This is a genomic window from Ornithinimicrobium sp. (assembly GCF_035267225.1).
Lineage (GTDB): Bacteria > Actinomycetota > Actinomycetes > Actinomycetales > Dermatophilaceae > Ornithinicoccus.
This window is the reverse complement of the sequence record NZ_DATFMA010000031.1, coordinates 25,283-50,623: the sequence shown is the minus strand read 5'-3', so window position 1 is coordinate 50,623 and position 25,341 is coordinate 25,283. Positions and strand designations below refer to the sequence as shown.

23 protein-coding genes, 1 tRNA gene, 1 other RNA gene and 1 pseudogene are annotated in these 25,341 nt (G+C 71.1%); 14 read left to right on the top strand and 12 right to left on the bottom strand.

Translation table 11 applies throughout. The features are described 5' to 3' along the window. Window positions 1-66 precede the first annotated feature (66 nt). Window positions 67-2,652 (bottom strand): helix-turn-helix transcriptional regulator, encoded by a 2,586-nt coding sequence (locus VJ976_RS02070; protein WP_324098410.1) that lies wholly within the window; start codon window positions 2,650-2,652, stop codon window positions 67-69. 184 nt (window positions 2,653-2,836) lie between these two features. On the opposite strand from VJ976_RS02070, the gene lpdA reads away from it, so the two are divergent. Then, window positions 2,837-4,237 carry a dihydrolipoyl dehydrogenase gene (lpdA, locus tag VJ976_RS02065; protein WP_324098408.1) on the top strand — a complete coding sequence of 467 codons (1,401 nt, stop codon included), beginning with the start codon at window positions 2,837-2,839 and terminating at the stop codon, window positions 4,235-4,237. Window positions 4,238-4,245: 8 nt separating this feature from the next. Then, entirely contained in the window at window positions 4,246-4,476 is a 231-nt protein-coding gene (locus tag VJ976_RS02060; RefSeq protein ID WP_324098407.1) for a hypothetical protein, read from the top strand. 21 nt (window positions 4,477-4,497) lie between these two features. On the opposite strand, the gene VJ976_RS02055 is transcribed toward VJ976_RS02060, so the two are convergent. From VJ976_RS02055 to VJ976_RS02045, 3 genes are all read right to left on the bottom strand, one after another. Continuing rightward, window positions 4,498-5,331 (bottom strand): EamA family transporter, encoded by an 834-nt coding sequence (locus VJ976_RS02055; protein WP_324098405.1) that lies wholly within the window; start codon window positions 5,329-5,331, stop codon window positions 4,498-4,500. Window positions 5,332-5,397: 66 nt separating this feature from the next. Next, window positions 5,398-6,081: a response regulator transcription factor gene (locus tag VJ976_RS02050; protein WP_324098403.1), complete on the bottom strand. Its 684-nt coding sequence runs from the start codon at window positions 6,079-6,081 to the stop codon at window positions 5,398-5,400. Then, window positions 6,071-7,327, bottom strand: coding sequence for a PspC domain-containing protein (locus tag VJ976_RS02045; protein WP_324098402.1), 1,257 nt, complete (start codon window positions 7,325-7,327; stop codon window positions 6,071-6,073). The genes VJ976_RS02050 and VJ976_RS02045 overlap by 11 nt, the downstream gene beginning before the upstream one ends. 106 nt (window positions 7,328-7,433) lie before the next feature. Between VJ976_RS02045 and VJ976_RS02040 the strand changes: the two genes are divergently transcribed. The 6 genes from VJ976_RS02040 to VJ976_RS02015 all read left to right on the top strand — a co-directional run bounded on the left by VJ976_RS02040 (window position 7,434) and on the right by VJ976_RS02015 (window position 14,000). After that, window positions 7,434-8,855, top strand: coding sequence for a PspC domain-containing protein (locus VJ976_RS02040; RefSeq protein ID WP_324098401.1), 1,422 nt, complete (start codon window positions 7,434-7,436; stop codon window positions 8,853-8,855). Next, window positions 8,852-9,262 (top strand): hypothetical protein, encoded by a 411-nt coding sequence (locus VJ976_RS02035; RefSeq protein WP_324098400.1) that lies wholly within the window; start codon window positions 8,852-8,854, stop codon window positions 9,260-9,262. The genes VJ976_RS02040 and VJ976_RS02035 overlap by 4 nt, the downstream gene beginning before the upstream one ends. A 458-nt stretch (window positions 9,263-9,720) precedes the next feature. Beyond that, entirely contained in the window at window positions 9,721-11,031 is a 1,311-nt protein-coding gene (locus VJ976_RS02030; protein WP_324098398.1) for a bifunctional o-acetylhomoserine/o-acetylserine sulfhydrylase, read from the top strand. Further along, window positions 11,031-12,221, top strand: coding sequence for a homoserine O-acetyltransferase MetX (gene metX, locus VJ976_RS02025; protein ID WP_324098397.1), 1,191 nt, complete (start codon window positions 11,031-11,033; stop codon window positions 12,219-12,221). The genes VJ976_RS02030 and metX overlap by 1 nt, the downstream gene beginning before the upstream one ends. A 73-nt stretch (window positions 12,222-12,294) precedes the next feature. Next, the gene (locus tag VJ976_RS02020; RefSeq protein WP_324098395.1) at window positions 12,295-12,777 is read left to right on the top strand and encodes an NfeD family protein; all 483 of its coding nucleotides are present in this window, start codon (window positions 12,295-12,297) and stop codon (window positions 12,775-12,777) included. 2 nt (window positions 12,778-12,779) lie between these two features. Then, a complete protein-coding gene (locus VJ976_RS02015; RefSeq protein ID WP_324098393.1) occupies window positions 12,780-14,000 on the top strand; it encodes an SPFH domain-containing protein in 1,221 nt (406 codons plus the stop codon). Between the two features lie 75 nt (window positions 14,001-14,075). Here VJ976_RS02015 and VJ976_RS02010 read toward each other — a convergent pair whose 3' ends face one another. Further along, window positions 14,076-14,582 carry a gluconokinase gene (locus tag VJ976_RS02010; RefSeq protein ID WP_324098391.1) on the bottom strand — a complete coding sequence of 169 codons (507 nt, stop codon included), beginning with the start codon at window positions 14,580-14,582 and terminating at the stop codon, window positions 14,076-14,078. A 269-nt stretch (window positions 14,583-14,851) separates the two neighbouring features. On the opposite strand from VJ976_RS02010, the gene VJ976_RS02005 reads away from it, so the two are divergent. The 3 genes and pseudogenes from VJ976_RS02005 to VJ976_RS12660 form a co-directional block, all read left to right on the top strand. Further along, window positions 14,852-16,120 carry a carboxylate--amine ligase gene (locus VJ976_RS02005; protein WP_324098390.1) on the top strand — a complete coding sequence of 423 codons (1,269 nt, stop codon included), beginning with the start codon at window positions 14,852-14,854 and terminating at the stop codon, window positions 16,118-16,120. Between the two features lie 46 nt (window positions 16,121-16,166). Then, window positions 16,167-16,808: a copper resistance CopC family protein gene (locus VJ976_RS02000; RefSeq protein WP_324098388.1), complete on the top strand. Its 642-nt coding sequence runs from the start codon at window positions 16,167-16,169 to the stop codon at window positions 16,806-16,808. Window positions 16,809-17,015: 207 nt separating this feature from the next. Further along, window positions 17,016-17,177, top strand: a pseudogene (locus tag VJ976_RS12660) (DUF3073 domain-containing protein); the annotation flags it as partial. Window positions 17,178-17,337: 160 nt separating this feature from the next. Here the strand turns inward: VJ976_RS12660 and purM are convergent. From purM to ffs, 7 genes are all read right to left on the bottom strand, one after another. Beyond that, a complete protein-coding gene (gene purM, locus VJ976_RS01990) occupies window positions 17,338-18,468 on the bottom strand; it encodes a phosphoribosylformylglycinamidine cyclo-ligase (RefSeq protein WP_324098384.1) in 1,131 nt (376 codons plus the stop codon). Continuing rightward, a complete protein-coding gene (purF, locus tag VJ976_RS01985) occupies window positions 18,465-20,096 on the bottom strand; it encodes an amidophosphoribosyltransferase (RefSeq protein WP_324098382.1) in 1,632 nt (543 codons plus the stop codon). Before purF ends, purM begins: the two co-directional genes overlap by 4 nt. 19 nt (window positions 20,097-20,115) lie before the next feature. Continuing rightward, the gene (locus VJ976_RS01980; protein WP_324098381.1) at window positions 20,116-20,388 is read right to left on the bottom strand and encodes a hypothetical protein; all 273 of its coding nucleotides are present in this window, start codon (window positions 20,386-20,388) and stop codon (window positions 20,116-20,118) included. After that, complete coding sequence (locus VJ976_RS01975) at window positions 20,385-21,311, bottom strand: LLM class flavin-dependent oxidoreductase (RefSeq protein WP_324098380.1); 927 nt, start codon at window positions 21,309-21,311, stop codon at window positions 20,385-20,387. Before VJ976_RS01975 ends, VJ976_RS01980 begins: the two co-directional genes overlap by 4 nt. 94 nt (window positions 21,312-21,405) lie before the next feature. Further along, a complete protein-coding gene (locus VJ976_RS01970; RefSeq protein ID WP_324098378.1) occupies window positions 21,406-21,783 on the bottom strand; it encodes a sterol carrier family protein in 378 nt (125 codons plus the stop codon). Between the two features lie 4 nt (window positions 21,784-21,787). After that, window positions 21,788-23,023: an arginine deiminase gene (locus VJ976_RS01965; RefSeq protein ID WP_324098377.1), complete on the bottom strand. Its 1,236-nt coding sequence runs from the start codon at window positions 23,021-23,023 to the stop codon at window positions 21,788-21,790. A gap of 103 nt (window positions 23,024-23,126) precedes the next feature. Further along, an RNA gene (ffs, locus tag VJ976_RS01960) (signal recognition particle sRNA small type) lies at window positions 23,127-23,223 on the bottom strand. Window positions 23,224-23,417: 194 nt separating this feature from the next. Between ffs and VJ976_RS01955 the strand changes: the two genes are divergently transcribed. The 3 genes from VJ976_RS01955 (at window position 23,418) to VJ976_RS01945 (ending at window position 25,319) form a co-directional block, all read left to right on the top strand. Continuing rightward, the gene (locus VJ976_RS01955) at window positions 23,418-24,800 is read left to right on the top strand and encodes a glutamate decarboxylase (protein ID WP_324098376.1); all 1,383 of its coding nucleotides are present in this window, start codon (window positions 23,418-23,420) and stop codon (window positions 24,798-24,800) included. 75 nt (window positions 24,801-24,875) lie between these two features. After that, a tRNA-Ser gene (locus VJ976_RS01950) sits at window positions 24,876-24,962 on the top strand. A 60-nt stretch (window positions 24,963-25,022) separates the two neighbouring features. After that, window positions 25,023-25,319 carry a type II toxin-antitoxin system VapB family antitoxin gene (locus VJ976_RS01945; RefSeq protein WP_324098374.1) on the top strand — a complete coding sequence of 99 codons (297 nt, stop codon included), beginning with the start codon at window positions 25,023-25,025 and terminating at the stop codon, window positions 25,317-25,319. Window positions 25,320-25,341: the final 22 nt, after the last annotated feature.

Sequence of the window (25,341 nt, the reverse complement as noted above, 5' to 3'; positions counted from 1 at the left end):
AGGGGGTGCGGGGCGGCTGAGTATGCCGAGTCGCACGTTGAGTAGAACGTTGAGGGGAAGAACGACCTACCAGTCACCGGGACGCCAGCCGGGCGGACGCTGCGGCGCGCGCAGGATCGCCGCGAGCTCGTCGCGACCGTGGACGCCGAGCATCGCGTAGACGCGCTGCAGATGGTTCTGTACGGTCCGCGACGACAGGACGAGGTCGCGAGCCACCTCGGTAGCACTCGCACCGTCGACCACCCTCCAGGCCACATCCATCTGGCGAGGTGTCGGCAGCCTCTCGATGCCGTCCAACCACCGCGGGTACCGCCCGTCGTAGACACGCGCTGCCCGCAGCACGGCGGCGCGCGCCCGTCGACCGTCGGTGGTGTCCGGTGCCAGCAGCGCACTGGCGTCGGCCGCCACCCGAAGCGCCAGGGCGTGCAGGCCCGCCCACTCGAGGTCGTGGGCGCAGCGCACGAGCGCCGGACCGTCACCATCCAGCCGCGCCCTCGCTGCGGCACCACCGACGGCCACCAGCCCCCACCCGGGCACCTCGCGGCTGGAGGAGCAGAGCAGCTCGTGCACCTCCCGGCTGGTGGCGAGCGAGGTCACCTCCAGCCCGAACAGGGCCGCCCAGAAGTGCTTGCGGTTCCGAACCAGCAAGGTCAGCGTGGCCAGCAGGGCCGAGTCAGCGCCCGCGTCTGCGCGGGCCTCACGTCGCAGCACGTGGCTTCGGGTGGCGAAGAGCTGAGCGAGGTCGGTTCCGCCGTGCAGTGCACGCGCCGGGGGCAGCGGGGGCGGATCCGGACCCGCCGCGACCAACCACACGTTCCCGCGATGCACGAGCTCTGCAAGGTTGCGGAACGAGTACCAGTCATCGGTCGGTGGAGCCGACGACACGACCTCACCCGCCTTCACCGCTTCCTTCAGATCGCCTGTCAGAGCGAGCACAAAACCCACGTTGCCGGCCAAGAGCGCGACACTCTCCAGATCGTGGTGCGCCTGCGCGTTGTCCAGAGCCGCACGCAGGATGCCCACGGACGCGTCGGCGTGCCCCTGACAGAGCTCCCACGACGCCCGCACCGCCTGCCATCGGGCGAACGCCGTCGAGCTCACCCCTGGCGCCTGCTCCAGCCGAGCGCAACGGACCAGAAGCGACCGGAGGTCCCGGGGGTCGTTGGAGACCTGGTGCAGCACCGCGGCCGTACTGTGGCAGAGCTCGAACGCGAGCGCGTCGTCCGGACCACTCAACGCCATGTCGATCGCCAGCCTCAGCGCGTCCGTGTCGCCGATCGGGCCGAAGATGCACAGCCACAGGCGACCACTGATGACGTGGCGGCGGTGCTCGGCCGGCATGGTGGGGTCGTCCACGGCGTCCAGGGCAGCGTGGGCACCGGGGAAGTCCTGGAGCATCAGACCGAGGTAGGTGGCTCGGGCGAACGCCGCCTCGGCGCGTACCTGGGCCGGCCAGTCGGTTGCTGCCTGGGCCAGCACTTCCAGTCCTTCCTCCAGGCGTCCGGAGGTGACCAGCGCTTGTCCCCGCAACAGGTCGCCCGCAGGACCCTGGACAGCGTCGGCAAAGCGCACGGCTGTCGGCCCGTCGCGACGCGCGATCGCCAGCCGGGTGGCACGCGTCAGATCGTCCGGCCGGGGCACGAGTCCGGCCTGCAACTGCCAGTCGATCAACCGTGTCGGGTCCACCTCGTCCGAGCAGTCCGCCGTCTCAACCAGGCCCACCAGGTCGGCGAGCACCTCGGGCAGCGCCGGGCCGATGTCGCGGCGGATCCATGCTCGCCGCAGGGGGTGGTCGACGCGCACCTCGCCGTGACGACGAGCCAGCAGTCCCCGGCTCTCCAACACGTGGATGTCGTCGCGGCGGGAGACCAGGAGTCGCTCCGGGGCCGGTTCGGCCACGGCGACGATCTCCAGCGTGCGCCGGCACGACGCGGACAGGGATCGCAGCGGGCGCTCGATCAGCCCTACCAGCGTCGTCGAAGCCCGCAGGTCGACACCGCCGTTGACTCCGGCCACCAGCTCGCGCAGGAACAGAGGGTTGCCGGCGGCGAGCTCGTGCAGCCGGTCGAGCACCGGCGGGTCGAGCATGGCCGGCCGGGGCCGGGCGCACATGGCGGCCCGGGCGAGCGCGTCGGCGTCCGGGCGGGCGAGGGGGTCCACCGTGACGGGGACGAGAAGACCTTCGGTGACCATCGACTGAGCCCCTTCGCCGAGCGGCTCGGACGTGCGGTGCGTCGCGACGAGCTGCACCGTCCCCGCAGCCACCGCGTGGCGCAGAATCGCGGCCGACAGCGGGTCGCAGTGCTGGATGTCGTCGACCCAGACCAGCGGGGGCTGCCCCGCCGTGCCTCGCGCCCGCCAGTGCCGCATGAACCAGCCGAACACCGCAGCCTGGTCCTCCACGGTGACCGACGTGGGTGGACCCACCGGGGCGAGCACACCGAGCAGGACCTCGGATCGGCTCTCGTCGGCCAGAAGCCGGTCCATCGGCCGCACGACCAGCCCCTCGTCCCGAAGCACCTCGGTGGCGAGCCGGGTCTTGCCCACCCCAGCAGCCCCCTGAAGGAGGACGTGCTGACCGGCCTCGACGTGGCGGCGCACGCGCTCGAGCAGGGCAGCGCGACCGACGAACGGAAGAGACTCGGCGCTCATCACCCACCACCCATCGCAGCGAGCCTGAGTCGAGGCTGCGCCTCAGCGAAAGACTAGGCCCGGCAACGCCATCGGCGCATGTCCGAACACGGCGTGCGACTGCGACGCTTCGGCGGCCCCGCCGTCGCGATCCTGACCAGCGGACTCGCTCGCCCCGCCCGTCGGCGCACGGCATACTGACGCCATGGCTGATCACTATGACGTCGTTGTCCTGGGTGCCGGGCCTGGCGGGTATGTCGCGGCGATCCGCGCGGCCCAGCTCGGCAAGTCGGTGGCGGTCGTGGAGAAGCAGTACTGGGGAGGGGTGTGCCTCAACGTCGGGTGTATCCCGAGCAAGGCCCTGCTGCGCAACGCCGAGCTCGCACACACTCTCACCCACGAGAAGAAGAAGTTCGGCATCGAGGGTGACGCCACCATGAAGTACGGCCCCACCCACAAGCGCAGCCGCCAGGTGTCCGCCGGCATCGTCAAGGGCGTGCACTACCTCATGAAGAAGAACAAGATCACCGAGGTCGACGGCTGGGGGACCCTCACCAGCCCGACGTCGATGGACGTCGAGCTCAACGACGGCGACACGCAGCAGCTCACCTACGACAACCTCATCATCGCCACCGGCGCCTACACCCGCCTCGTGCCGGGCACCGAGCTCTCCGAGCGGGTGGTGACCTACGAGGAGCAGATCCTCACCGACGAGCTGCCGGACAGCATCGTCATCGCAGGGTCGGGGGCGATCGGGGTGGAGTTCGCCTACGTCCTGGCCAACTTCGGCGTCGACGTCACCATCGTGGAGTTCCTCGACCGCATCGTCCCACTGGAGGACCCGGAGGTCTCCAAGGAGCTGACCAGGCAGTACAAGAAGCTCGGCGTGAAGCTGATGACCTCGACCAAGGTCGAGAAGATCGACGACTCGGGCGACAAGGTCAAGGTCACCGTCTCCCCGGCCGACGGGGGTGACTCGCAGACCCTGGAGACCGACAAGGTGATGCAGGCCATCGGCTTCGTGCCTCGTGTCGAGGGGTACGGCCTGGCGGACATCGGCGTCGAGCTGACCGACCGGGGTGCCATCGCCATCGACGGCCGGGGCCGCACCAGCGTCGACGGCGTCTACGCCGTCGGGGACGTCACGGCCAAGCTCATGCTCGCCCACACCGCCGAGGCCATGGGCATCGTCGCGGCGGAGACCATCGCCGGCGCCGAGACGATGGAGGTCGAGTACGACTTCATCCCCCGCGCCACGTACTGCCAGCCGCAGATCGCCTCGATGGGCTACACCGAGGAGCAGGCCAAGGAGAAGGGGTACGACGTCACCGTCGCCAAGTTCCCCTTCAGCGCCAACGGCAAGGCCGCCGGTCTCGGCGAGTCGACGGGCTTCGTCAAGGTCATCGCCGACAAGGAGTTCCACGAGATCGTCGGTGCCCACCTCGTCGGCCCCGACGTCACCGAGCTGCTGCCGGTGCTCACCCTGGCCCAACGCTGGGACCTCACCGCGGACGAGGTGGCGCGCAACGTGTTCGCCCACCCGACCCTGGGCGAGTCGGTCAAGGAGGCCGTGCACGGCATCGCCGGACACATGATCAACCTCTAGGAGGAGCCATGGCGCCGAGCTACACCCCCGATCCTGACCCTCCAGGACCGGCCCACGAGGCCAGCGACCCCAGCCAGCACAAGAGTCACCTGATGCGCATCGCCGACCAGGTCGACCGGGCCGACGGCGGGTCCTCGTTCCCCCGCATCCTGCACAGCCCGATCGGCGCGTTGGTGGTGTTCCTGCTCCTGATGGCCGTGGTCGTGTTCATCGGGTTTCCCCTCTGGGTCGCGCGCTAGCGAGCTTCAGCAGGTCAGCCTCTAGCCCACGGCGAAGGCCACCACGCAGGCCGCGCAGAGCGCCATCCCGACGGTGTGGCTGGCCAGGCTCTGCTCCCGCAGCACCATCCGAGCCAGGATGACGGTGACCGCGGGGTAAAGCGAGGTGATCACCGCAGCCACCGTCAGCGAGCCGAGCTGGGTGGAGGCCGTGAAGAGCAGCACCGCTGTCACCGCCAGCAGGCCCGGCACGACGGCCCATCGGCTGGCTCGCGGAGGCCCCGGCCGCAGCGCGACGGCGAACCCGACGAGCAGCACGAACGACACCACCTGCGACGCGGCCACGGGCCACAGGCCGTGCTGGTCGCCGGCCAGGTCGAGGCCGACGAACAGGGTGGCGAAGCCGACTCCGGCGAGGAGGCCGTCCACCACTCCGGCGCCGATGCGGCCGGGGACCGGCGTCTGCGCTGACCGCGAGACCAGCCAGACGCCCGGCAGGGCCAGCGCCACCCCGAACATGGCCGAGGGGGACAGCCACTCCCCCAGGGCCACGTCGACGACCACGGGCAGCCCGGCTGAGCCGACTGCGGAGAGGGGGGCAGCGACGTTCATGGTGCCTGCGGCCAGCCCGCGGTAGAGCGCCAGCGCACCCACGGCCCCGCCGACTCCGGCGAGGGTCCCCCAGAGCAGCGACGCCGCGTCCGGGGTGGGACCGGGGCGCAGAACGAGCAGCAACACCATCGACGCTGCCGCCGCACCCTGCACCGTCACCCCGACGCGGGCGTAGTGCGCGCGCCGGGACAGCAGGCCGGCGACGAAGTCGGAGCTGCCGTAGCAGACGGCCGCCGTCAGGGCGAGCACCACGGACAGACCCACGGCGGGTCAGCCGATCACGACGGGCTACCGCGTGTCCACCCGGGCACCGCTGCGTGGCGGCACGACTCAGAGCAGGCGGCGGTCCATCGCCCAGGCGGTGAGCTCGTGCCGCGAGGAGAGCTGCAGCTTGCGCAGCACCGAGGAGACGTGGGTCTCGACGGTCTTGACCGAGATGAACAGCTCCTTGGCGACCTCCTTGTACTGGTAGCCGCGGGCGATGAGACGCATCACCTCGCGCTCACGCGTGCTCAGCCGGTCGAGCTCCTCGTCGACCTCCGCGACCTCGCCGGCCGCCGCCCCGAACGCATCGAGCACGAAGCCCGCCAGCCGGGGGCTGAAGACCGCGTCACCTTCGGCCACCCGGTGCACGGCCGCCGCCAGGTCCACTCCACCGATGGTCTTGGTGACGTAGCCGCGAGCCCCGGCCCGGATCACTGCGATGACGTCCTCGGCGGCGTCGGAGACCGACAGCGCGAGGAAGCGGACAGGCTGCCCCACCTCGGTCGTCAGCCCGGCGCACCCCCGGATGACGTCCCGACCCCCATGCCCGGCGCCCCCCGGCAGATGCACGTCGAGGAGCACGACGTCGGGACGATGCTCGCGCACGCGGGCCACCGCGGTGTCGACGTCGGCCGCCTCGGCCACCACCTCGACGTCCGGGGCCACATCGGCGAGCTCGGCGCGGACACCCACCCGGAAGATGCGGTGGTCGTCCACGAGGACCACCCGGGTCACCTGCTCAGCGTCCATCGCTGCTCTCCTCCACTCCGGCCGGCTCGTACAGCGGCAGGCTCAGGCTGATCTCGGTGCCGTCCTCGAGAGCGCGCACCCGCGCCAGGCCGCCGTGGCGGTTCATCCGCCCTACGACCGACTCTCGCACCCCCAGGCGGTCGGGGGGGACCTCGTCCAGCTCGAAGCCGGGGCCGTGGTCGCGCACGAACGCCTCGACCTGCCCCTGCCCCACCTCGACGTACGCCGAGACAGGCGGGGCGCCGTGCTGAACCGCGTTGACCAGGGCCTCGCGTAGGGCCGCCACCAGGGCGTCGGTGCGCTCGGTCGCGACATGGTCGCCCGTCAGCACCACGTCGATCGGCACCCCGTAGAGATCCTCGACCTCGGCGGCCACCTCTGCGACCGCACGGGCCAGCGTGGCCTCGGGGCCGGGGGGGCCGGCATACAGCCACTGCCGCAGCTCGCGCTCCTGGGCGCGGGCGAGGCGGGTGACCTGGGGGTCGCCGGAGGAGCGCTGGATCAGCGCCAGCGTCTGCAGCACGGAGTCGTGCAGGTGAGCCGCGATGTCGGCGCGTTCGGTGGCCCGGATGCGCTCGGTCTGCTCGGTGCGTAGGTCCGCCCACAGTCGGGTGGCGAACGGGGCGACGATGACACCCACACCGACCAGCACCACGAGGACCGGCACGATCACGGCCCAGAGCTCGGTGAGGGCGCGCTGGCGGGTCGTCAGCAGCACCAGGCCGACGACCGCCACGGCCAAGCCGATGCCCACCCACACGAGGACGACGCCCCGGCGGCGCGGGTCGTCGGGCATCCAGCGCCGTCGCGTGGTCTCGTCCAGCTGCGCCCAGGCGAACACGGCACCGGCGGCGATGACCACGACCGGCACCCAGAACGAGGTGTTCACCTGCAGCCCGCTGCTCAGAGCCAGCCCCGCCACCAGCAGAGCCAGGCCCAGAAGCAGCACCCCGGTGGCCTGGGCCGAACGGCCGACCGGGCCGACGGGGCCCGTCGCGGGTGAAGCCTCACCCTGGGGAACGAAGACCCACAGGAAGGTGTAGGCGAGAGCGCCGGCCCCACCGAGCATGATCAGCACCAGGAAGACCAGGCGCACCCCCAGCACCGGCACCCCCAGGTGTAGGGCCAGCCCGGCGGAAACCCCCGCCAGCACCCTCGAGCCGCTGGGGCGCACCAGGGGAGGCCGCACGGCCGGTGTGCCGTGTGGTGCCGGTCGAGGACGCGCCATGCCCTCATCCTCACCCATGCCGACTCGCTCGGACAGCGTGCTCAGGGGCATCCCGGCATGGATCAGGGTGGCTTCAGGGGCGACCCTGATGGCGGCTCGGGGCCGCGTTGAGCACAGTGGAGACATGACCGAGCACACGTCCTCCGACACCCAGGCGGCCAGCGCCGCACCCGAGCCGGGGGCAGGCGCGAACCCCGACGACGGGTTCTTCGACCGGCTCCGCCGCATGGACCTGCGCCGCAGTCCTGACGGCTGGCTGGGGGGCGTCTGCGCCGGGTTCGCGCACCGGGTAGGCCTCGACCCCTTGGTCGTGCGCGCCGGCGCGGTGCTGCTGGTCATCTTCTTCGGGCTGGGCCTGTTGCTCTACCTGGTGGCGTGGGCGCTCATCCCCGACAGCCAGGAGCAGACCCATGTCGAGCAGGGACTGCGCCACGGCGCGGGGTCCTCCGTCTTCCTGCTGGTCATCACCAGCCTGGTCCTGCTGGGCTCCCTGCCCTGGTGGGCAGGGAGCGCTTTCGGCTTCGACGGGGGCTTCGGACTGGTCGGGCTGGTCGTCACCGCACTGCTGGCCTATGGAGCATGGACGCTGTGGCAGCGCCGCGCCGCGCCGGGCGAGGCCACGGCGGCCGGAGGGACGGCCGCCGCTTCCCACGCCGCTGCCCCCACCTCATCCGCCACGGTGCCGCCTCCCCCACCGCCGGGTGCCACCACCGGGCCTCCCGCTCCGGGGCCCGCTGCGGCCGCCCCCGCCGGTACGAGCTATGGCTCGAGCAGCCCGCCACCGCCCCCTCCCGGGACCGGGGGGACCGGGGCCGGCTCCTCTCCACTGCCCCCACCGACGCCCCCGCGCCCCCGTCGGCCGCGTCGCCGCAGCGGCGGAGCCCCGGCGGCCGTGCTCGCCCTCGGCCTGCTGCTGGTGATCCTGGCCGCGGCCCTGTGGGCGGCCCAGGGCCCTGGCCTGCCGGGCAACGACCTGAGCGTCGCGCTGGCGGTCTCCGCCGGAGTGCTCGGACTGCTCGTGCTCGGCCTCGGTGTCGCGGGACGCCGGGCCGGGTTCGTCGGCTTCCTCACCGGCGTCAGCGTGTTCGCGGCCCTCCTCGCCGCCCCGCTGCCGGCCAACCTGCAGTGGGAGGGCCGCAGCGGTGAAGCCACCTGGGCCCCCACATCGACCGCCGAGCTGCGGGACTACCGCCTGGCGGCGGGGGAGGCCGAGCTCGACCTCACGCGGATTCCGGCCGGCGATCTCGACGACGTGCGGAACGTCGAGGTCAGCCTCGGAGCGGGCAGCCTGACCATCCTCGTGCCCGATGACCTCGCCGTGGAGGTGGACTCCAGCATCGGCGCCGGCGAGCTGCGCCTGCGTGACGCCTCCGAAGGCTCCGACACCTCGGTCCCTCGCTTCTCTGACGGCCGGACCAACGACACGACCAGCGGCCTGGGCGTCCAGGAGGTCGTCAATCTGGGCGAGGACAGCCGCCCGGAGCTCGTCGTCGACGCCAGCGTCGGCGTGGGCGAGATCGTCATCGAACAGGAGCCAACGTCATGAGCACCAGCAGCCACCCGCAGGACGACCCCACTGGCGCACCGTCGGAGCCGGCATCCGAGGCGACCGGACCCGTTGACACCACGCGGACCCGCCCGCACTACCCGCCGGCTCCACAGCCGGGCCGGCAGAGCCCTGGCCAGGGAGACGACGCTCACCCCGCCGCCGACCGGCACGAGACGGCCGACGTACCCGCACGGCCCACCGGGGTGTCCTGGCCCACGGTGGCGTTCGGCGCCATCGCACTCGCGGTGGGCACCCTGGTGCTCGGGCTGCAGACGCTGGACCTGGCGATCGACTGGTCCTTCGTGGTTCCCGCCGCCATCGTCACCGTCGGGTCCCTGCTCATCGTGCTCGGGGTGGTCGGCCTGTTCCGCCGGCGCGACGACGAGGCGCCCGGGACCCCATAGACGGCCGCACTGCCGGATGTCAGGGGTCCGGCAGCGCGGTGGCCCGACCCGGGCCGCGGTTGATCTCCCACCGCGGCCCGGGCTCACCAGTGAGGCGACACGCCGCACACTTCGCCGCCGAGCCGGCATCGACCAGAGCCGCCGACGCGATCCAACCCCGGGGCCTGAAGACCGCGGGGCCGGAGATTCCACAGTGTTGAAGCTCTTGGACGCATAACCTTCGGAATATCGAGATCCGCGCCCCGGTAGAGCGAATTGACTTCGGCAAGAGCCGGGTGTTAGACAAAGGCACCTGATGAACGGACCGACCGAGGAGACGCCAGTGTCCCGCCGAATGTGTGCCAGCTGAGAAGGCCTTCCCAACGCCCTTCAGCGCCCCGGCGAGCGGCATCCGCCCCTCGTAGTTCTTCCTGCCCCCAGCCGAGCCCTCGGCACCCTTTCCTCTCTTGGAGCCACCTATGTCTTGGTCCTTCGCCACCCGTCAGATCCACGCCGGTCAGAGTCCCGACGCGGCCACCGGCGCCCGCGCCCTGCCCATCTACCAGACGACGTCCTACGTCTTCGACGACGCCGACCAGGCCGCCAACCGGTTCGCCCTCAGCGAGCTCGGCCCGATCTACACCCGCATCACCAACCCGACGAGCGAGGTCATCGAGAACCGCATCGCCGACCTCGAGGGCGGCGTCGGCGGTCTGCTCGTCTCTTCCGGCCAGTCGGCGGTCACCCTGGCGATCCTGAACGTCGCCGAGTCCGGAGACCACATCGTCTCCTCACCGAGCCTGTACGGCGGCACGCAGAACCTCTTCGCCGTGACGCTGCCCAAGCTCGGCATCGACGTGACGTTCGTCGACGACCCCGCCGACCCGGAGCAGTGGAAGGCCGCCAGCAACGAGCGCACCCGTGCGTTCTTCGGCGAGACCATCTCCAACCCCAGCTCGGACGTTTTCGACATCGCCCCGATCGCTGATGCCGCGCACGAGGTGGGGGTTCCTCTCATCCTGGACAACACGGTGGCCACCCCCTACCTCTGCCGCCCGATCGAGCACGGCGCGGACGTCGTGGTGCACTCGGCGACCAAGTACATCGGCGGTCACGGCACCTCGATCTGCGGGGTCATCGTCGACAGCGGCAACTTCGACTACGCCCAGCAGCCCGAGCGCTTCCCCGGCTTCAACACACCGGACGTGAGCTACAACGGCGTGGTGTACGCCCGCGATCTCGGAGTCGGATGCGCGCTGGGGGCCAACCTCGCCTACATCCTCAAGGCGCGCGTCCAGCTGCTGCGCGACCTCGGTCCGGCCGCCAGCCCGTTCAACGCCTTCCTGATCGCCCAGGGTCTCGAGACGCTGTCGCTGCGGATCGAGCGCCACGTGGAGAACGCCCAGGCGGTGGGGCAGTGGCTGCTGGAGCATGAGCAGGTGGAGTCGGTGTCCTACGCCGGGCTGCCGGGCCACCCCTCGCACGAGCGGGCCCAGCGGTACCTGCCCGGCGGGGCGGGGGCGGTGCTGGCCTTCGAGATCGCCGGGGGGGCCGAGGCGGGCCGCGCGTTCGTCTCCGCGCTCGAGCTGCACTCGCTGGTCGCCAACATCGGCGACGTCCGCTCGTTGGTCATCCATCCGGCCTCCACCACGCACTCCCAGCTGGGCGCGGAGGCTCAGCTGGCCGCGGGAGTGACCCCGGGTCTGGTGCGCCTGGCCGTCGGCCTCGAGCACATCGACGACATCACCGCGGACCTCGAGGCCGGGTTCATCGCCGCCAAAGGGTCCTGATGACTGTTTCTGCTGACGCGCTGCCGCCCTCTCGTGGGGCGGCAGCGCGGGTGCGCTCGGTGCGGATCGGCACCCTCGTCACCGAGACCGGGGAGGAGATCCTCGACGCCCGGATGGCGGTGCACTCCTGGGGCCGGCTCAACGACGCCGGGGACAATGCCGTGCTGGTCCTGCATGCGTTGACCGGCGACGGGCACGTCATCGGCGACCCCGGGCCGGGGCAGCCGACGCCGGGGTGGTGGCCGGGCCTGATCGGCCCGGGATGCGTCCTGGACACGGACGAGTACTGCGTCATCGCCCCGAACGTGCTCGGTGGGTGCAGGGGGTCCACCGGGCCCGGCAGTCCGGCCCCGGACGGCCGCCCGTACGGCTCGAGCTTCCCGCGGCTGAGCATCCGCGACCAGGTCGCCGCCGAGGTCGCCCTGGCCGACGCCCTGGGCATCACGAGCTTCGCCGCCGTGCTCGGGGGCTCGATGGGCGGCATGCGCGCCCTGGAGTGGGCGGTCGGCCATCCGGGCCGGGTGCGCCGGTGCCTGGCCATCGCCACCAACGCCATCGCCAGCGCGGACCAGATCGCCTGGGCCACGCCCCAGATCCAGGCGATCCGCGGTGACGTCGGGTTCGTCGGTGGTGACTACTACCCCGGCCCCGGGCCCCGCAACGGCCTGGAGGTCGCCCGACAGATCGCCCACACCACCTACCGCTCGGCCGGCGACCTGGAGGACCGCTTCGGTGCCGCGCCGCAGCTCGGCGAGGAGCCGGCCGCCGGGGGGCGGTATGCCGTCCAGTCCTACCTGCACCATCATGGTCGCAAGCTCGTGCGCCGCTTCGACGCCAATACCTACCTCGTGCTGACCGAGGCGATGAACGGCCACGACATCGGCCGGGGCCGCGGTGGGGTCGAGTCGGCGCTGCGCCGGATCACGGCGGATCTCACCGTGGCGGTGGTGAGCTCGGACCGCCTGTTCACCCCGTCCGAGGGGGCCGTCATCGCCCAGGCGCCCGCCTGCCGCGCCCTACGGGTCATCGAGTCGCCGCACGGCCACGACTCCTTCCTCATCGAGACCGAGCAGGTCTTCGCCCTGATCGCCGAGGCCCTGGGCAGCGACCCCCCACCCTTGCAGAAGGCGCAGGTTCCGGCGGGACGCGGCGCGTCGCCTCGCCGACTGGAGGCCTCCGGGCTCTGGTAGCGCCGGTCACGTCGGCCGCGTCAGTCGTGTCGGACCCGGGGCTTACCATGAGCGGACGGCGAAGGGAGGCGCGATGGAGTGGCTGCGGGAGACCCAGTGGCTGTGGTGGCTGGGCGCGGCTCTCGTTCTCGGCCTGATCGAGATCGCCTCGCTGGACCTCGTCTTCACCATGCTCGCCGCCGCCGCCGTGGCCGCGGCGGTCGCCGCCTACCTCGGCGGCGGCTTCACCGTCCAGGTGCTGACCTTCGTGGTCGCCGCGCTCATCCTGCTGGCCCTGATCCGCCCGATCCTGCTGCGCCGCCTCAACCTCACCGGCCCCGCAGTTCCCACCAACACCGACGCCAACGTCGGGCAGCGGGCCGAGGTGCTCCAGGAGGTCACCGACCGCGGCGGGATGGTCAAGCTGCGCGGTGAGGACTGGTCCGCCCGCACCGAGTCCGTGGACCTGACGATCGCGCCGGGCACCCTCGTCCAGGTGGTTCGCATCGACGGGGCGACCGCCGTGGTCGCTCCACCTTCAGACCCCGACACCAGCTCCACACCCAACCAGGAGTGAGCATGCCCCAGCCCCAAGACATCGCTTTGTACATCGTCCTCATCCTGCTGATCGCCTTCGTGGCGACCGCGGTGGCCAAGGCGATCAGGATCGTGCCGCAGGCCACGGCGATCATCGTCGAGCGGCTCGGACGCTACAACCGCACGCTGGACGCGGGTCTGCACGTGCTCATCCCCTTCATCGACAAGGCGCGCTCGAACGTCGACCTGCGCGAGCAGGTCGTGTCGTTCCCACCGCAGCCGGTGATCACCAGCGACAACCTGGTCGTCTCCATCGACACGGTCATCTACTTTCAGCCCACCGACCCCAAGGCCGCCACCTACGAGATCGCCAACTACATCCAGGGCATCGAGCAGCTCACCGTCACCACCTTGCGCAACGTCATCGGCTCACTCGACCTGGAGCAGACGCTGACCAGCCGCGACCAGATCAACGGGCAGCTGCGCGGGGTTCTGGACGACGCCACGGGACGGTGGGGAATCCGCGTCAACCGGGTCGAGCTGAAGGCGATCGACCCGCCGGCCAGCGTTCAGGACTCGATGGAGAAGCAGATGCGGGCCGAGCGCGACCGCCGCGCGGCCATCCTCAACGCCGAGGGCGTCAAGCAGTCGCAGATTCTCACCGCGGAGGGCGAGAAGCAGGCTCAGATCCTGCGCGCCGAGGGCACCGCCCAGTCGGCCATCCTGGAGGCGCAGGGTGAGGCGCGGGCGATCCTGCAGGTCTTCGACGCCATTCACAAGGGCAACCCGGACAGCAAGCTGCTGGCGTACCAGTACCTGCAGACGCTCCCGCAGATCGCCCAAGGCGAGTCGAACAAGCTCTGGGTGGTGCCGACCGAGCTGACCAAGGCACTCAGCGGCATCGGCAACGCGCTGGGGGCCGACGCCCCCGGCGGGTCGTCACTGGACGGCCCGTCGGCGGGGATCAGCGCCGACGCCGAGCCGCCCACCTCGGAGTTCGAGGTCGAGGAGCCGGCCCTGGAGGACCCGCGCGAGGCCCTGCGCCGAGCCCGGGAAGAGGCCCAGGGAGCCACCGAGGAGGCAGAGCGCAGCACCCACCGCTCCCGGCGGACAGCGCCCAGCGCGCCGTCGCCCGGCGGTGGCGGGGACCGGGGCGACGAGGGTCGTCAGCACGCGGCGCCCGCCACCGAGGAGTCGGGCGCTCCCGAGCCGTCGGCGACCACTGGCGACGAGCACAGCACGGGCCCCGGCTCGGCGTCCTAGCTGCTTCGTCGACGCCTGGCTCGCGCTGCGTCGGCGCCGCGTCGTGGCGCCCCGGGTGCGCCGCCGCCAGGGGTCTCAAGCCGGGTCGAGCCGGCCGGCCACCGCGGTGGCAATGCGTTCTGGAGGATTGGCGACGTCCTGGGTCATGCCGGGCTCGTCCGGGCCGAGGGGCTCCAGAGTGTCGAGCTGGGAGTCCAGCAGCGAGGCAGGCATGAAGTGCTCGCGACCCTGCATCCGCTCCATCAACAGGTCCTTGTCACCCACCAGATGCACGAAGAACGTCTCGCCTCCTCGGCGCAGGATGTCGCGGTAGACCGCGCGTAAGGCGGAGCAGGTGACGACGGTGGAGGTGCCTTCCTCGTCGCGACCGGCGGTCCACCCGGCCAGCTTCTCCAACCAGGGCCACCGGTCCTCGTCGACCAAGGGATCGCCGCGTTCCATCTTGGCCTTGTTCTCCGGAGGGTGGAAGTCGTCGCCCTCGGCGAACTCCCAGCCCAGCCGCTCGGCAATCGCCTTGCCGACGGTGCTCTTCCCCGATCCCGAGACACCCATGACGACCAGATGCTGTGCGTGCTCACTCATCGTCGAAACCTACGGCACGAGCATCCAGGCGAGCATCTGATCGGCGCGCCACAGCCGGGGGCGGCGGAGCCCAGCGTGGTCTCGGTGGCCGCACCGTGTCCTGCGTGTGGACGCGCTCAGGGGCGCCCTGCCGTCAGCCCGTGCGCTCCTGCCCGTGTGTGATCTGCGGCTACAGAGGCAAGTGTTGCGGTTTGGTGGGGCCGTGCCCGCCGTCTCCGGCCGGTAGGCTCAGCGCCGGATGTGACCGCACCGTGCCCGCTGGGAGACCCATGACCGACCGTCCCGTGACCGATGACCCGGTGATCGACGACCCCGACTTCGACGTCGTCCTGCTCGGCACGGACATCGGCATCTACGCCCTCGCCCGTGCCTTTCGCGAGCGCTACGGGATCGCCAGCACGGTGATCTCCCGCGTGGTGGCCGGCCCCATCGCGGACTCCCAGTTCATCGAGACCGTCGAGCTGGGCGAGCACGCGCAGCGGCAGGACACGTTGGACGAGCTGGAGCGCCAGGGGCGCGCGCGGGCCGCCGCCGGACGCACGACCCTGTTGCTGTCCAACGCCGACTCCTTCTCCCGGATGCTGAGCGACCAGGCCGAGTGGCTGCGTCAGTGGTATGTCGTGCCGGCCGTCGACGCTGCGGTGCTCGACATGGTCGCCGACAAGATCGAGTTCGACCGGGCCTGCCGCGAGATCGACATCCCGACGCCGCGGACGCTGGTGCAGGACTTCAGCGGGGCCGGCGACCCGACCTGGACCCCTGACGCGGTGGACCTGACCTACCCCGTGGTGGCGAAGCCTGCCGTGGGGGCGGCCTACGAGGGTCTGCGGTTCGAGGGCAAGAACAAGATCTTCAAGGTGGACTCCCCCGCGGAGCTGGTGACGGTCTTCCGGCGGGTCGCCGAGGCGGGGTTCCGCGATCGTTTCGTCGTCCAGGAGCTCATCCCGGGCGACGACACCGCGATGCGGTCGATCACCGCCTACGCCGACCAGTTCGGCCGGGTCACACTGCTGGCGACAGCCCAGGTGCTGCTGCAGGAGCACCAGCCGCTGGCCATCGGTAACCCGGCCGCGATGATCACCACCCCCTACCCCGAGCTGATGGACCAGGCCGAGCGAATGCTGACCCACGTCGGATACCACGGGTTCGCCAACTTCGACGTCAAGCTGGACCCGCGTGACGGGGTGATGAAGTTCTTCGAGATGAACCCCCGCATCGGGCGGAACAACTTCTACGTCACTGCAGCGGGCGCCAACGTCGCCGAGTTCATCACCACCGATCTGATCCAGCACGAGCGCCACGAGCCCGTGGTGGTGCGCAACGAGATCCTCTACTGCGTCCTGCCGATGTTCCTGCTGCGGCGCTACCTCAGCCCCGAGCTGAAACAGCTGGTGAAGCGGGTCACACGACAGGGCGTCTTCCACCCGCTCGTCACCAAGGACTCGCTCAAACGCAAGCTGTACGTCGCGGCCGCGAAGGCGAACTACGTGCGCAAGTACGCCCGCTACTACCCCAAGCAGACCGAGTCCGGGTTCTGAGCGGCTCATTCACTCCTGACGCCGTCGGCTCCCTAGACTGCCTGTCATGGGCAGGGTGCGAGCGGGGCGTCGCGGGGGTGGGGCCGTCATCGGCGCGGTAGTCCTCGTCGCCGCCACCGCCCTGACCGCCTCAGCGCACGACGAGCTCACCGGCACCACTCCCGCCGACGGCGCCAGCGTGGACCCGGACACCGCCGAGGTGCGGTTGGAGTTCAGCGGCGCCGTCGCCGAGGTGGGCACGGTGGTCGAGGTCACCGGCCCGGACGGCGCGGCCACGCAGGGTGAGCCCGAGATCGACGGAACCGCCGTCGTGCAGCCCGTGGAGGAGGACCTCCCCCCGGGGCCGTACACCGTCCGGTGGCGGGTGACTTCCCAGGACGGGCACCCCATCTCCGGCGACTTCAGCTACACCGTGGTGGGCGAGGCGAGCCCGACGACCTCGTCGGACCCCGCCACCCAGGAGCCGCCGACCGCGGACTCCGAGTCCGACTCCGCAACGGCGGTTCCGACCGGGGACGACGCCGCGGTGGAGTCGGCCGGCACGGACCACGCCGCCGACACCGCCGCCGCCCCTGCCCAGGGCGACGACTCCGCCGACTCGTCCCCGCCGTGGTGGGTCTGGGCTGTCCTCGCGCTCGCGGTGCTCACCGTCGGCGGTCTCGGAGCCGTCGCGGTGCGGCGCCGCTGAGGAGGCCGCACACTCGCCGAACCGGCGCTACACGGCCTCTGCTGCTGGGGCCTGTCAGCCGCAGGGGCATGCGCTCGCTGGTCGGCGACTCATGTACCGTAGGGCGCACGATTCATACCCATCCCCGGGCTGCTGCGCAGTCAGGGACGGCACCGTGGTGCCCCCTGAGAGCGATGCACCCCGGCAGACGCACGAGGGGGTCACGCCATGGGGCGCGGCCGGGCTAAAGCCAAGCAGACCAAAGTTGCGCGGAGACTGAAGTACTACTCTCCCGACACCGACCTCACGGCGCTGGAGCGTGAGCTGAAGGGCAGCGAGGACGAGGGTCCCTCGTCACCCGCCCTGTCGGAGGGAGAGCCGGACGACGCCGCCGAGTACCACGGCCGTAACGGTCGTACCGTCGAGGACTCCGACCCCTGGTCGCGCCACGACGAGGCCAACGGCGCGGTGCCCGAGGACACGGCGGCGGAGCGGCAGACGCGCCCGGCGCCCAACCCCGGTTCGTGGATGAAGAAGCGCGCCTGAGCCCTCAGCGGTAGTCGCCGACCAACTTCGCGGAGCCGCCGTGGGTGCCCTTGGTGCCCTGCACCGCACCCGCGGGCGGAGTCTCGGTCGCGGACACCGTCCCCAGGGCCCACGCCCCGATGCCGTGGTCGGCGCACCGGCGCACCGCGGCGGCCACGTCCGCGCCAGGCAGGATCACCACGAAGCCCACACCCATGTTGAGCGTGCCCTCGAGGTCCTCGAGCGGCACCTGACCCCACCGCTGAACGGCGTCGAAGACGGGAGCCGGGGTCCAGGTGCGGCGCTCCATCGTCACGTGCAGGCCCGGCGGCAGGACCCGGGCGACGTTCGCCGCCAGGCCACCTCCGGTGATGTGCGACAGCGCGTGGACGCCAACATCGGTGGCGTCGATGAGCTCGCGCAGCACGGGGGTGTAGATGCGGGTCGGCTCGAGCAGCTCCTCACCCAGCGAGCGGCCGATCTCATCGACGTGCTGCTCCAGGCGCAGTCCCGCCCGAGCCACCACGCGGCGCACCAGCGAGTATCCGTTGGAGTGCAGCCCGGAGGAGGCCAGTGCGAGCACGACGTCATCTGAGGCGACTCGCTCCGGCCCCAGGATGCGGCTGCGCTCGACCACGCCCGTCGCGGCGCCGGCCAGGTCGTACTCCGTAGGGTCCAGCAGGCCCGGATGCTCGGCCGTCTCACCTCCGACGAGAGCCACACCGGCCTGGGCGCATCCGTCCGCGATCCCCTTCACGATGGCCGCCGTTCGTGCGGGCACAACCCGACCGCAGGCGATGTAGTCGGTCATGAACAACGGCTCGGCTCCGCACACGACGATGTCGTCGACCACCATCCCGACGAGGTCGATCCCGATGGTGTCGTGAGCGTCCAGAGCCTGGGCGACGGCGACCTTCGTGCCGACGCCGTCGGTGCTGGTGGCGAGCACCGGGTGTGTCATGGACCCGAGTGCGGCGGCATCGAACAGGCCCGCGAAGCCGCCGAGGCCCCCCACGACCTCGGGCCGGGTGGCTGCGGCGAGCGCCCCCTTCATCAGGTCCACGGCACGATCCCCGGCCTCGGTGTCGACGCCGGAGTCGGCGTAGGTCAGCGGCGGAGCCGGGTCTGGTGCCTCGGGTCCGTCCTCAGCCCTCACGGGCGGCTCAGAGCATCGGAGGCACCGACGGCCGAGCCGACCCGCACGCCGTCGATGTCGTGCACCCCCCGTGGCGCTCCCGCCTCGTTGCCCGGCTCGCCCAGCTGCTCTACGTCGAGAGTGCCGACGTCCGTCGGGTCGGAGCCGGCGTGGACCGGGAACTCCAACTCCAGCACATCCTTGCCGATGTTGTCCTCCGGGATGCCGATGGGGTACTGGCCGGAGAAGCACGCCGTACAGAGCTCGTCGGCACGCTGCTCGGTGGCCGTGACCATGCCGGACTCGCTGATGTATCCCAGCGAGTCCGCCCCGATGGAAGCGCGAATGTCGTCCGTGTTCAGGCCGTTGGCCACGAGCTCGGCCCGAGTGGCGAAGTCGATCCCGTAGAAGCACGGCCATCGCACCGGCGGGGAGGAGATCCGCACGTGCACCTCGGCGGCTCCGGCCTCACGCAACATCCGCACCAGGGCCCGTTGCGTGTTGCCGCGCACGATGGAGTCGTCGATGACGACCAGCCGCTTTCCGCGGATCACGTCGCGCAACGGGTTGAGCTTGAGCCGGATGCCCAGCTGGCGAATGGTCTGGCTGGGGGCGATGAAGGTGCGGCCGACGTAGGCGTTCTTCACCAGCCCGGCTCCGTAGGGGATGCCGGACGCTTCGGCGTACCCGATGGCGGCGGGTACACCCGACTCCGGCGTCGGCATGACCATGTCCGCCTCGACCGGATGCTCGGCGGCGAGCTGGCGGCCCATCTCGACCCGGCTCTCGTGCACCGAGCGACCGTTCAGCGAGGTGTCGGGGCGGGCGAGGTAGACGTACTCGAACACACAGCCCTTGCGCGCCGTCTCCGCGAAGCGGCGGCTGCGTAGCCCTTGCTCGTCGATGGCCAGCAGCTCACCCGGCTCGACCTCGCGGACGAAGCTGGCGCCGACGATGTCCAGCGCCGCCGTCTCCGAGGCCACGACCCAACCGCGCTCGAGGCGCCCCAGTACGAGCGGCCGGACCCCTTGGGGGTCACGGGCGGCGTACACCGTCTGCTCGTCGCAGAACACCAGGGAGAAGGCACCCCGCAACATGGGGAGCACCTCCATCGCCGCGCTCTCCAGGGTCTGGTCCTCATCGGAGGTGAGGAGGCCGGTGATCAGCGCGGTGTCGGTGGTGTTGCCGCGACCGACCTCGCCGGCCGAGTAGCGCAGGGCGCCTCCGTGGCGTTCGGCCAGGACCTGGCGCAGCTCGGCGGAGTTGATCAGGTTGCCGTTGTGGGCCAGCGCCACGGTGCCGCCGCTGGTGCCGTCGAGCGTGGGCTGCGCGTTCTCCCAGGAGCTGCGGCCCGTGGTCGAGTACCGGCAGTGGCCGATGGCCAGGTGCCCCCGCAGCGAAGCCAGGCTCGACTCGTCGAACACCTGGGCCACGAGGCCGACGTCCTTGAAGACCAGCAGCGAGCGCCCGTCGCTGGTGGCGATCCCGGCCGCCTCCTGCCCTCGGTGCTGGAGGGCGTAGAGACCGAAGTAGGTGAGCTTGGCGACCTCGTCGTCCGGCGCCCAGACACCGAAGACTCCGCAGGCGTCCTGCGGGAGGGACTCATCAGGGAGGAGGTCGTGCGTCAGGCGTCCGTCGGGTCGAGCCACCTTGTCAGTCTCGCATCCCTCACATCCTGCGCAAACTGCTCCACTCGGCGATGAGGTAGAGCACCGCCGCGACGAACCCGCCGACCAAGGCACCCGCACCGGCCATCACGACCACCTCCTGCCCGGGGGAAGCCACCTGCGAGCTCGGCCCGCTCACCGACAGCACGACCCCCAGGATGAGGCCGATGAGGGCACCGGTGACCAGGAACGGGACCATCCTGGGCCCCCGCCGGCGCGCTCCCACCGGCGTGACGTGCTCGCGGTCCACTCGGGGGTCTTGCTCTTGGTTCACGACTCCAGGTTACGCCCGCTCGGACCGGGCGCAGCCGGAAGGTCGATCTGGTCGAGGACGGCCAGCGGAGCGCGGTAGGGGTCGCTCTCGCGCGGCCGGTGGACGACCACGTCGGTGAAGCCGAGCTCGTGTGCCCGGCCGACCTGCTCGGCGAAGAAGCCGGCACTGCGCAGAGCCGGGACACCGCTGGCGTCCAGGGACAGGTAGCGGTCGGCGGGCCGGTCCGCACGTGTCCCGTCACGCTGGGTCTCCGTCTCGATCTCGGTGTACCGCCGGCTGATCTCCTCGATGCCGCGCCACCACTGCTCCACCCGTGCGGTGTCGTGCTCGTCCGGGTCGACCTGGCCGACCGGGCCGGTCGTCATCCATCCGTCGCCGTACCGGGCTGCGAGTGCCATCGCTCGAGGTCCGTTCGCAGCCACCACGAAGGGCACCCGGGGCTGCTGCACGCAGCCGGGCCGGTTGCGGGCGTCCCGGGCGCCGAAGAACTCGCCGCTGTGGTCGACGTGGTCCTCACGCAGCACCCGGTCGAGCAGGGGGACGAACTCACGGAAGCGCCGGGAACGCTGTCCGCGGGTGAGGCGGTGGCCCAGGATCTCGGCGTCGAGGTCACCGCCGGCGCCCAGACCCAGCAGCAGCCGTCCGCGGCTCACGTCGTCCACCGTCAGCACGTCGCGCATGAAGGTCACCGGATGGCGGAAGTTCGGCGAGGCCACGAACGTCCCCAGGCCGATGCGCTGGGTGACCGATCCCGCCAACCCCAGCGTCACCATCGTCGAGTGCCACGGCGAGTCCGGCAGCCCGGCCCAGGTCAGGTGGTCGTAGGTCCACGCGTGGTCGAAGCCACGCTCCTCCGCGTCCCGCCACAGCGGCTCGGCCTGGACCCAGGAGTGCTCGGGAAGGATGCAGATGCCGTAGCGCACCGGACCAGACTAGGGGCCGCAGGAGCGAAGCGACGCTCCCTTGGCGCAGCGCCACGACGACGAGGACCTGCCGCGGAAGGCATGACGCCGGGGGTCACTCAGCAGATGTGAGGGGCAGGAAGGCGGAGAGGTCCGCCCGCTGCCCGCTGGCCCGGATCGCTCCTGCCTGCGCGGCCTGCTCCCAGCGTTGCCGGCCGGTCGCGAGCATCAGCCACGTCTGCGCGTCGGTCTCCACCACGTTCGGCGGGGTCCCCCGGGTATGACGCGGCCCCTCGAGGCACTGGACCGCGCCGAAGGGCGGCACGCGCACCTCGACGGTGCGGCCCGGCGCGCGTGCCGCAAGCTCCTCCAGGCTGTAACGGACTGCGGTCGCCCGTACCTGCCGCCCCAGCCGTGCCAGGTCACCGGCCCGGGCGCAGGCGGCGAGCGCCTCTTGTCCCTGGGCGAGGGGCACCCGCCTGCGTGCCGGCACCGGATCAGTCCACCGGGTCCCGCTCGATCGGGCACGACATGCACCGGGGGCCGCCGCGACCGCGGCCGAGCTCGCCGCCGGCGATCTCGAGCACCTCGACACCCTGGGAGCGCAGGTAGTCGTTGGAGACGGTGTTGCGCTCGTAGCCCACGACGACGCCCGGTTCCAGCGCCAGCACGTTGCACCCGTCGTCCCACTGCTCGCGAGCGGCCTGCGCCGGGTCCTGGTCCGCGGCGAGCACTCGCAGGCCCTGCAGTCCCAAGGAGCGGGCGATGACCCGCTCTGCCTCGCCGGCCTGGTGCGACTCGACCCGTACCTGCACCTCACCGTCCCGCTCGGTGCCGGCGGTGAGCGTCCAGCACGGCAGATCCGGCAGCCCCAGGTAGCGAGTGAAGGTCTCCTGGTCCACCATCGTCATGACCGTGTCCAGGTGCATCACGGCCCGGGACTTCGGCATGTCGAGGGCCACCACCGTGTGGATCTCCCCCGAGCCGAGCATCCGCGCGGCCAGACGCTCCACTCCCTGGGGCGTCGTCCGCTCACTCAGACCGACGAGCACCGTGCCGCGCCCGGGCACCAGGATGTCACCCCCCTCGGCGGTGGCGGGGCCGCCGTCGAGACCGTGGCTCCACCACCGGGGCGGGTGTTCGGTGAACATCGGGTGGTAGGTGTAGATCGCCTCGTAGTGGACGGTCTCGCGACGCCGCGCCTTCTTGTGCATCGAGTTGACCGCGACGCCGTCGTAGGCCCACGCCGAGGTGTCGCGAGTGAACAGGTGGTTGGGCAGCGGCGCGAGCACCGACTCGTGTCCGGCCAGCTGGTCGAGGACCACCGAGGTGGGGCGCTCGATGCGCTCGAGCGCCTCGGCCTTGGTGATGCCGCCGACGAGGAACCTGGCCAGGTCGGCGTCGCTCATCTCGTCGAACATCTGACGCAGCTGCTCGGCGGCCAACGGCCCGACGTGACGCTCGTCCAGGGACTCCGCCAACACCGCTGCGCGCGCAGCCGGGACGGCCAGCGTCTCCCGCAGGAGGACGTCGAAGTGGTGCACCGTGACACCGCGGGCCTGCATCACCTCGACGAAGCCGTCGTGCTCGGCCTGGGCCCGCTCGACCCACAGGATCTCGTCGTAGAGGTAGCGGTCCTTGTTCTCCGGGGTGAGCCGGTGCATCTCCAGGCCGGGCCGGTGCACGATGACCTGTCGCAGCCGACCGACCTCGGAGCCCACGTGCAGCGTCATCGCCGTGCCTTTCCCTCGACAGTGGTGCCTCATCCTGTCATCGCCGAAGGTCATCCGACAGCACTCTGGCCGGGGCCGGCGCGACGGGCGGCTACGCCCGGCATCGAGGGACCCCCCGCGCACCTGGAAGAGCCCACCTGCCCTTGCTGCATTCCTGCCCTGGGGGAGTTCAGTGGGGTACCACCACACGGGGGGCCGAGGACCAGTGTAGGGGCCCACTGGAGGAGCGATCCACCGAGAAGCCGTCGACCTCTCCTCACCGGCGCCGGGCATGCAATAGGGTGGGACGGAGAAGACGGGGGCGTGGGCCGGGGCACGGGCACACGGGGGCAGCAGGGCGTCCGTGGGTATGACCTCAGCGTGGTCACGCCTCCCCGGCAGGGAGGCCCACCCGATGAACGACCGCTCGACCGCCACCGACGGCCACGGCGCTCCCCCGGCGTTCACCGAGCGCCTGGGCATGGTCGAGGTGCCGAGCCTTCGTCTCTCGGAGCACGGCGCCGAGCCCGAGGTGGCCTACCGGTTCATCCACGGCGAGGTGATGCTCGACGGCAACGCGCGCCTCAACCTGGCGACGTTCGTGACCACATGGATGGAGCCGCAGGCCGAGCGCCTCCTGTCCGAGTCGTTCGACAAGAACATGATCGACAAGGACGAGTATCCGTCGGCGGCCGAGATCGAACGCCGGTGCGTGAACATCGTGGCCGACCTCTTCCACGCCGAAGGGCTGTCGGAGACCGACGCGACCTCGGCGACCGGCGTCTCCACGCTCGGGTCGTCGGAGGCGGTGATGCTCGCCGGGTTGGCGATGAAGTGGCGCTGGCGGGCGGCTCGGAAGTCGGCCGGCCAGAACGCGACGACACCGAAGCTGGTGCTGGGGACCAACGTGCAGGTCGTCTGGGAGAAGTTCTGCCGCTACTTCGACGTGGAGCCGGTCTACCTCCCGATGGAGCCGGGGCGCTATGTGGTCACACCCGAGCAGGTGCGCGCGGCGGTCGACGAGGACACCATCGGGGTCGTCGCCATCCTGGGCACCACCTTCACCGGCGAGCTCGAGCCGATCACCGAGATCGCGGCCGTGCTGGACGAGGTAGCTCAGGACGGCCCGGACGTCCCCCTGCACGTGGACGCGGCCAGTGGGGGCTTCGTCGTGCCGTTCCTCCAGCCCGACCTGGAGTGGGACTTCCGGAACCCGCGGGTGGTGTCGATCAACGTGAGCGGTCACAAGTACGGCCTGACCTACCCGGGAATCGGCTTCGTCGTCTGGCGCTCGCCGGAGTACCTCCCTGAAGACCTCGTGTTCCACGTGAACTACCTGGGCGGGGACATGCCCACCTTCACGCTGAACTTCTCCCGCCCGGGCAACCAGGTCATCGGCCAGTACTACAACTTCGTCCGGCTCGGCCGCCAGGGGTACCGCACGATCATGGAGTCGCTACGCGCCTCGGCCGAGCGGCTCGCGGGCCATATCGAGGCCGTGGACGGACTGAGGCTCATCACGAACGGCAGCGCCATCCCGGTGTTGACGTTCGCCTGCGAGGGCGACCCGGGCTTCACGGTGTTCGACATCTCGCACGAGCTGCGGGCGCGCGGCTTCCAGGTGCCCGCCTACACCATGCCCGCCGAGGCCGAGGAGGTCGCGGTCCTGCGCGTGGTGATCCGCGAGGGGTTCAACGCAGACCTGACCCATCGGCTGGGCGTGGCCATCGCCGAGGTCGTGGCCCACCTCAGGACGGAGCCGGGGTCGAGGTCCCGGCCCGGCGCCTTTGCGCACTGACCCTTCGCCGCGGTCACGGCTGCGTGGTACGCCGTCGATTTCGACGGCCGAGAGTGCTCGCGATACCCTCGCACCGGAGGATTCGCATAGTGGCCTAGTGCGCACGATTGGAAATCGTGTTGGGGATGAAACCCCTCGCGGGTTCAAATCCCGCATCCTCCGCCCGATGGCGGACCGCCTGGTTCCCCGCCCCGCCCTGCCTCGCCTCGTAGAGTCGGGCCCATGATCTTCAAGGGGGTGGGGGACGGTCGTCCCTACCCCGATCACGGCCTCGGCTGTCCGTCCGACTGGGCGCAGCTCGCACCCCGGATGATCTTGCTCGAGGACCTCATCACCACGCGCGCTGAGCTCGACCTGCGGGCCCTGCTGGCCGAGGACTCGACCTTCTACGGCGACATCTTCTGTCATGTGGTGCAGTGGCACGGCGAGTACTACCTCGAGGACGGTCTGCACCGCGCGTTGCGGGCTGCGCTGCACGGTCGTCCGGCCGTGCACGGGCGTGTCCTGAACCTGGACTGATCGGTGCTGCCACTAGCGTGAC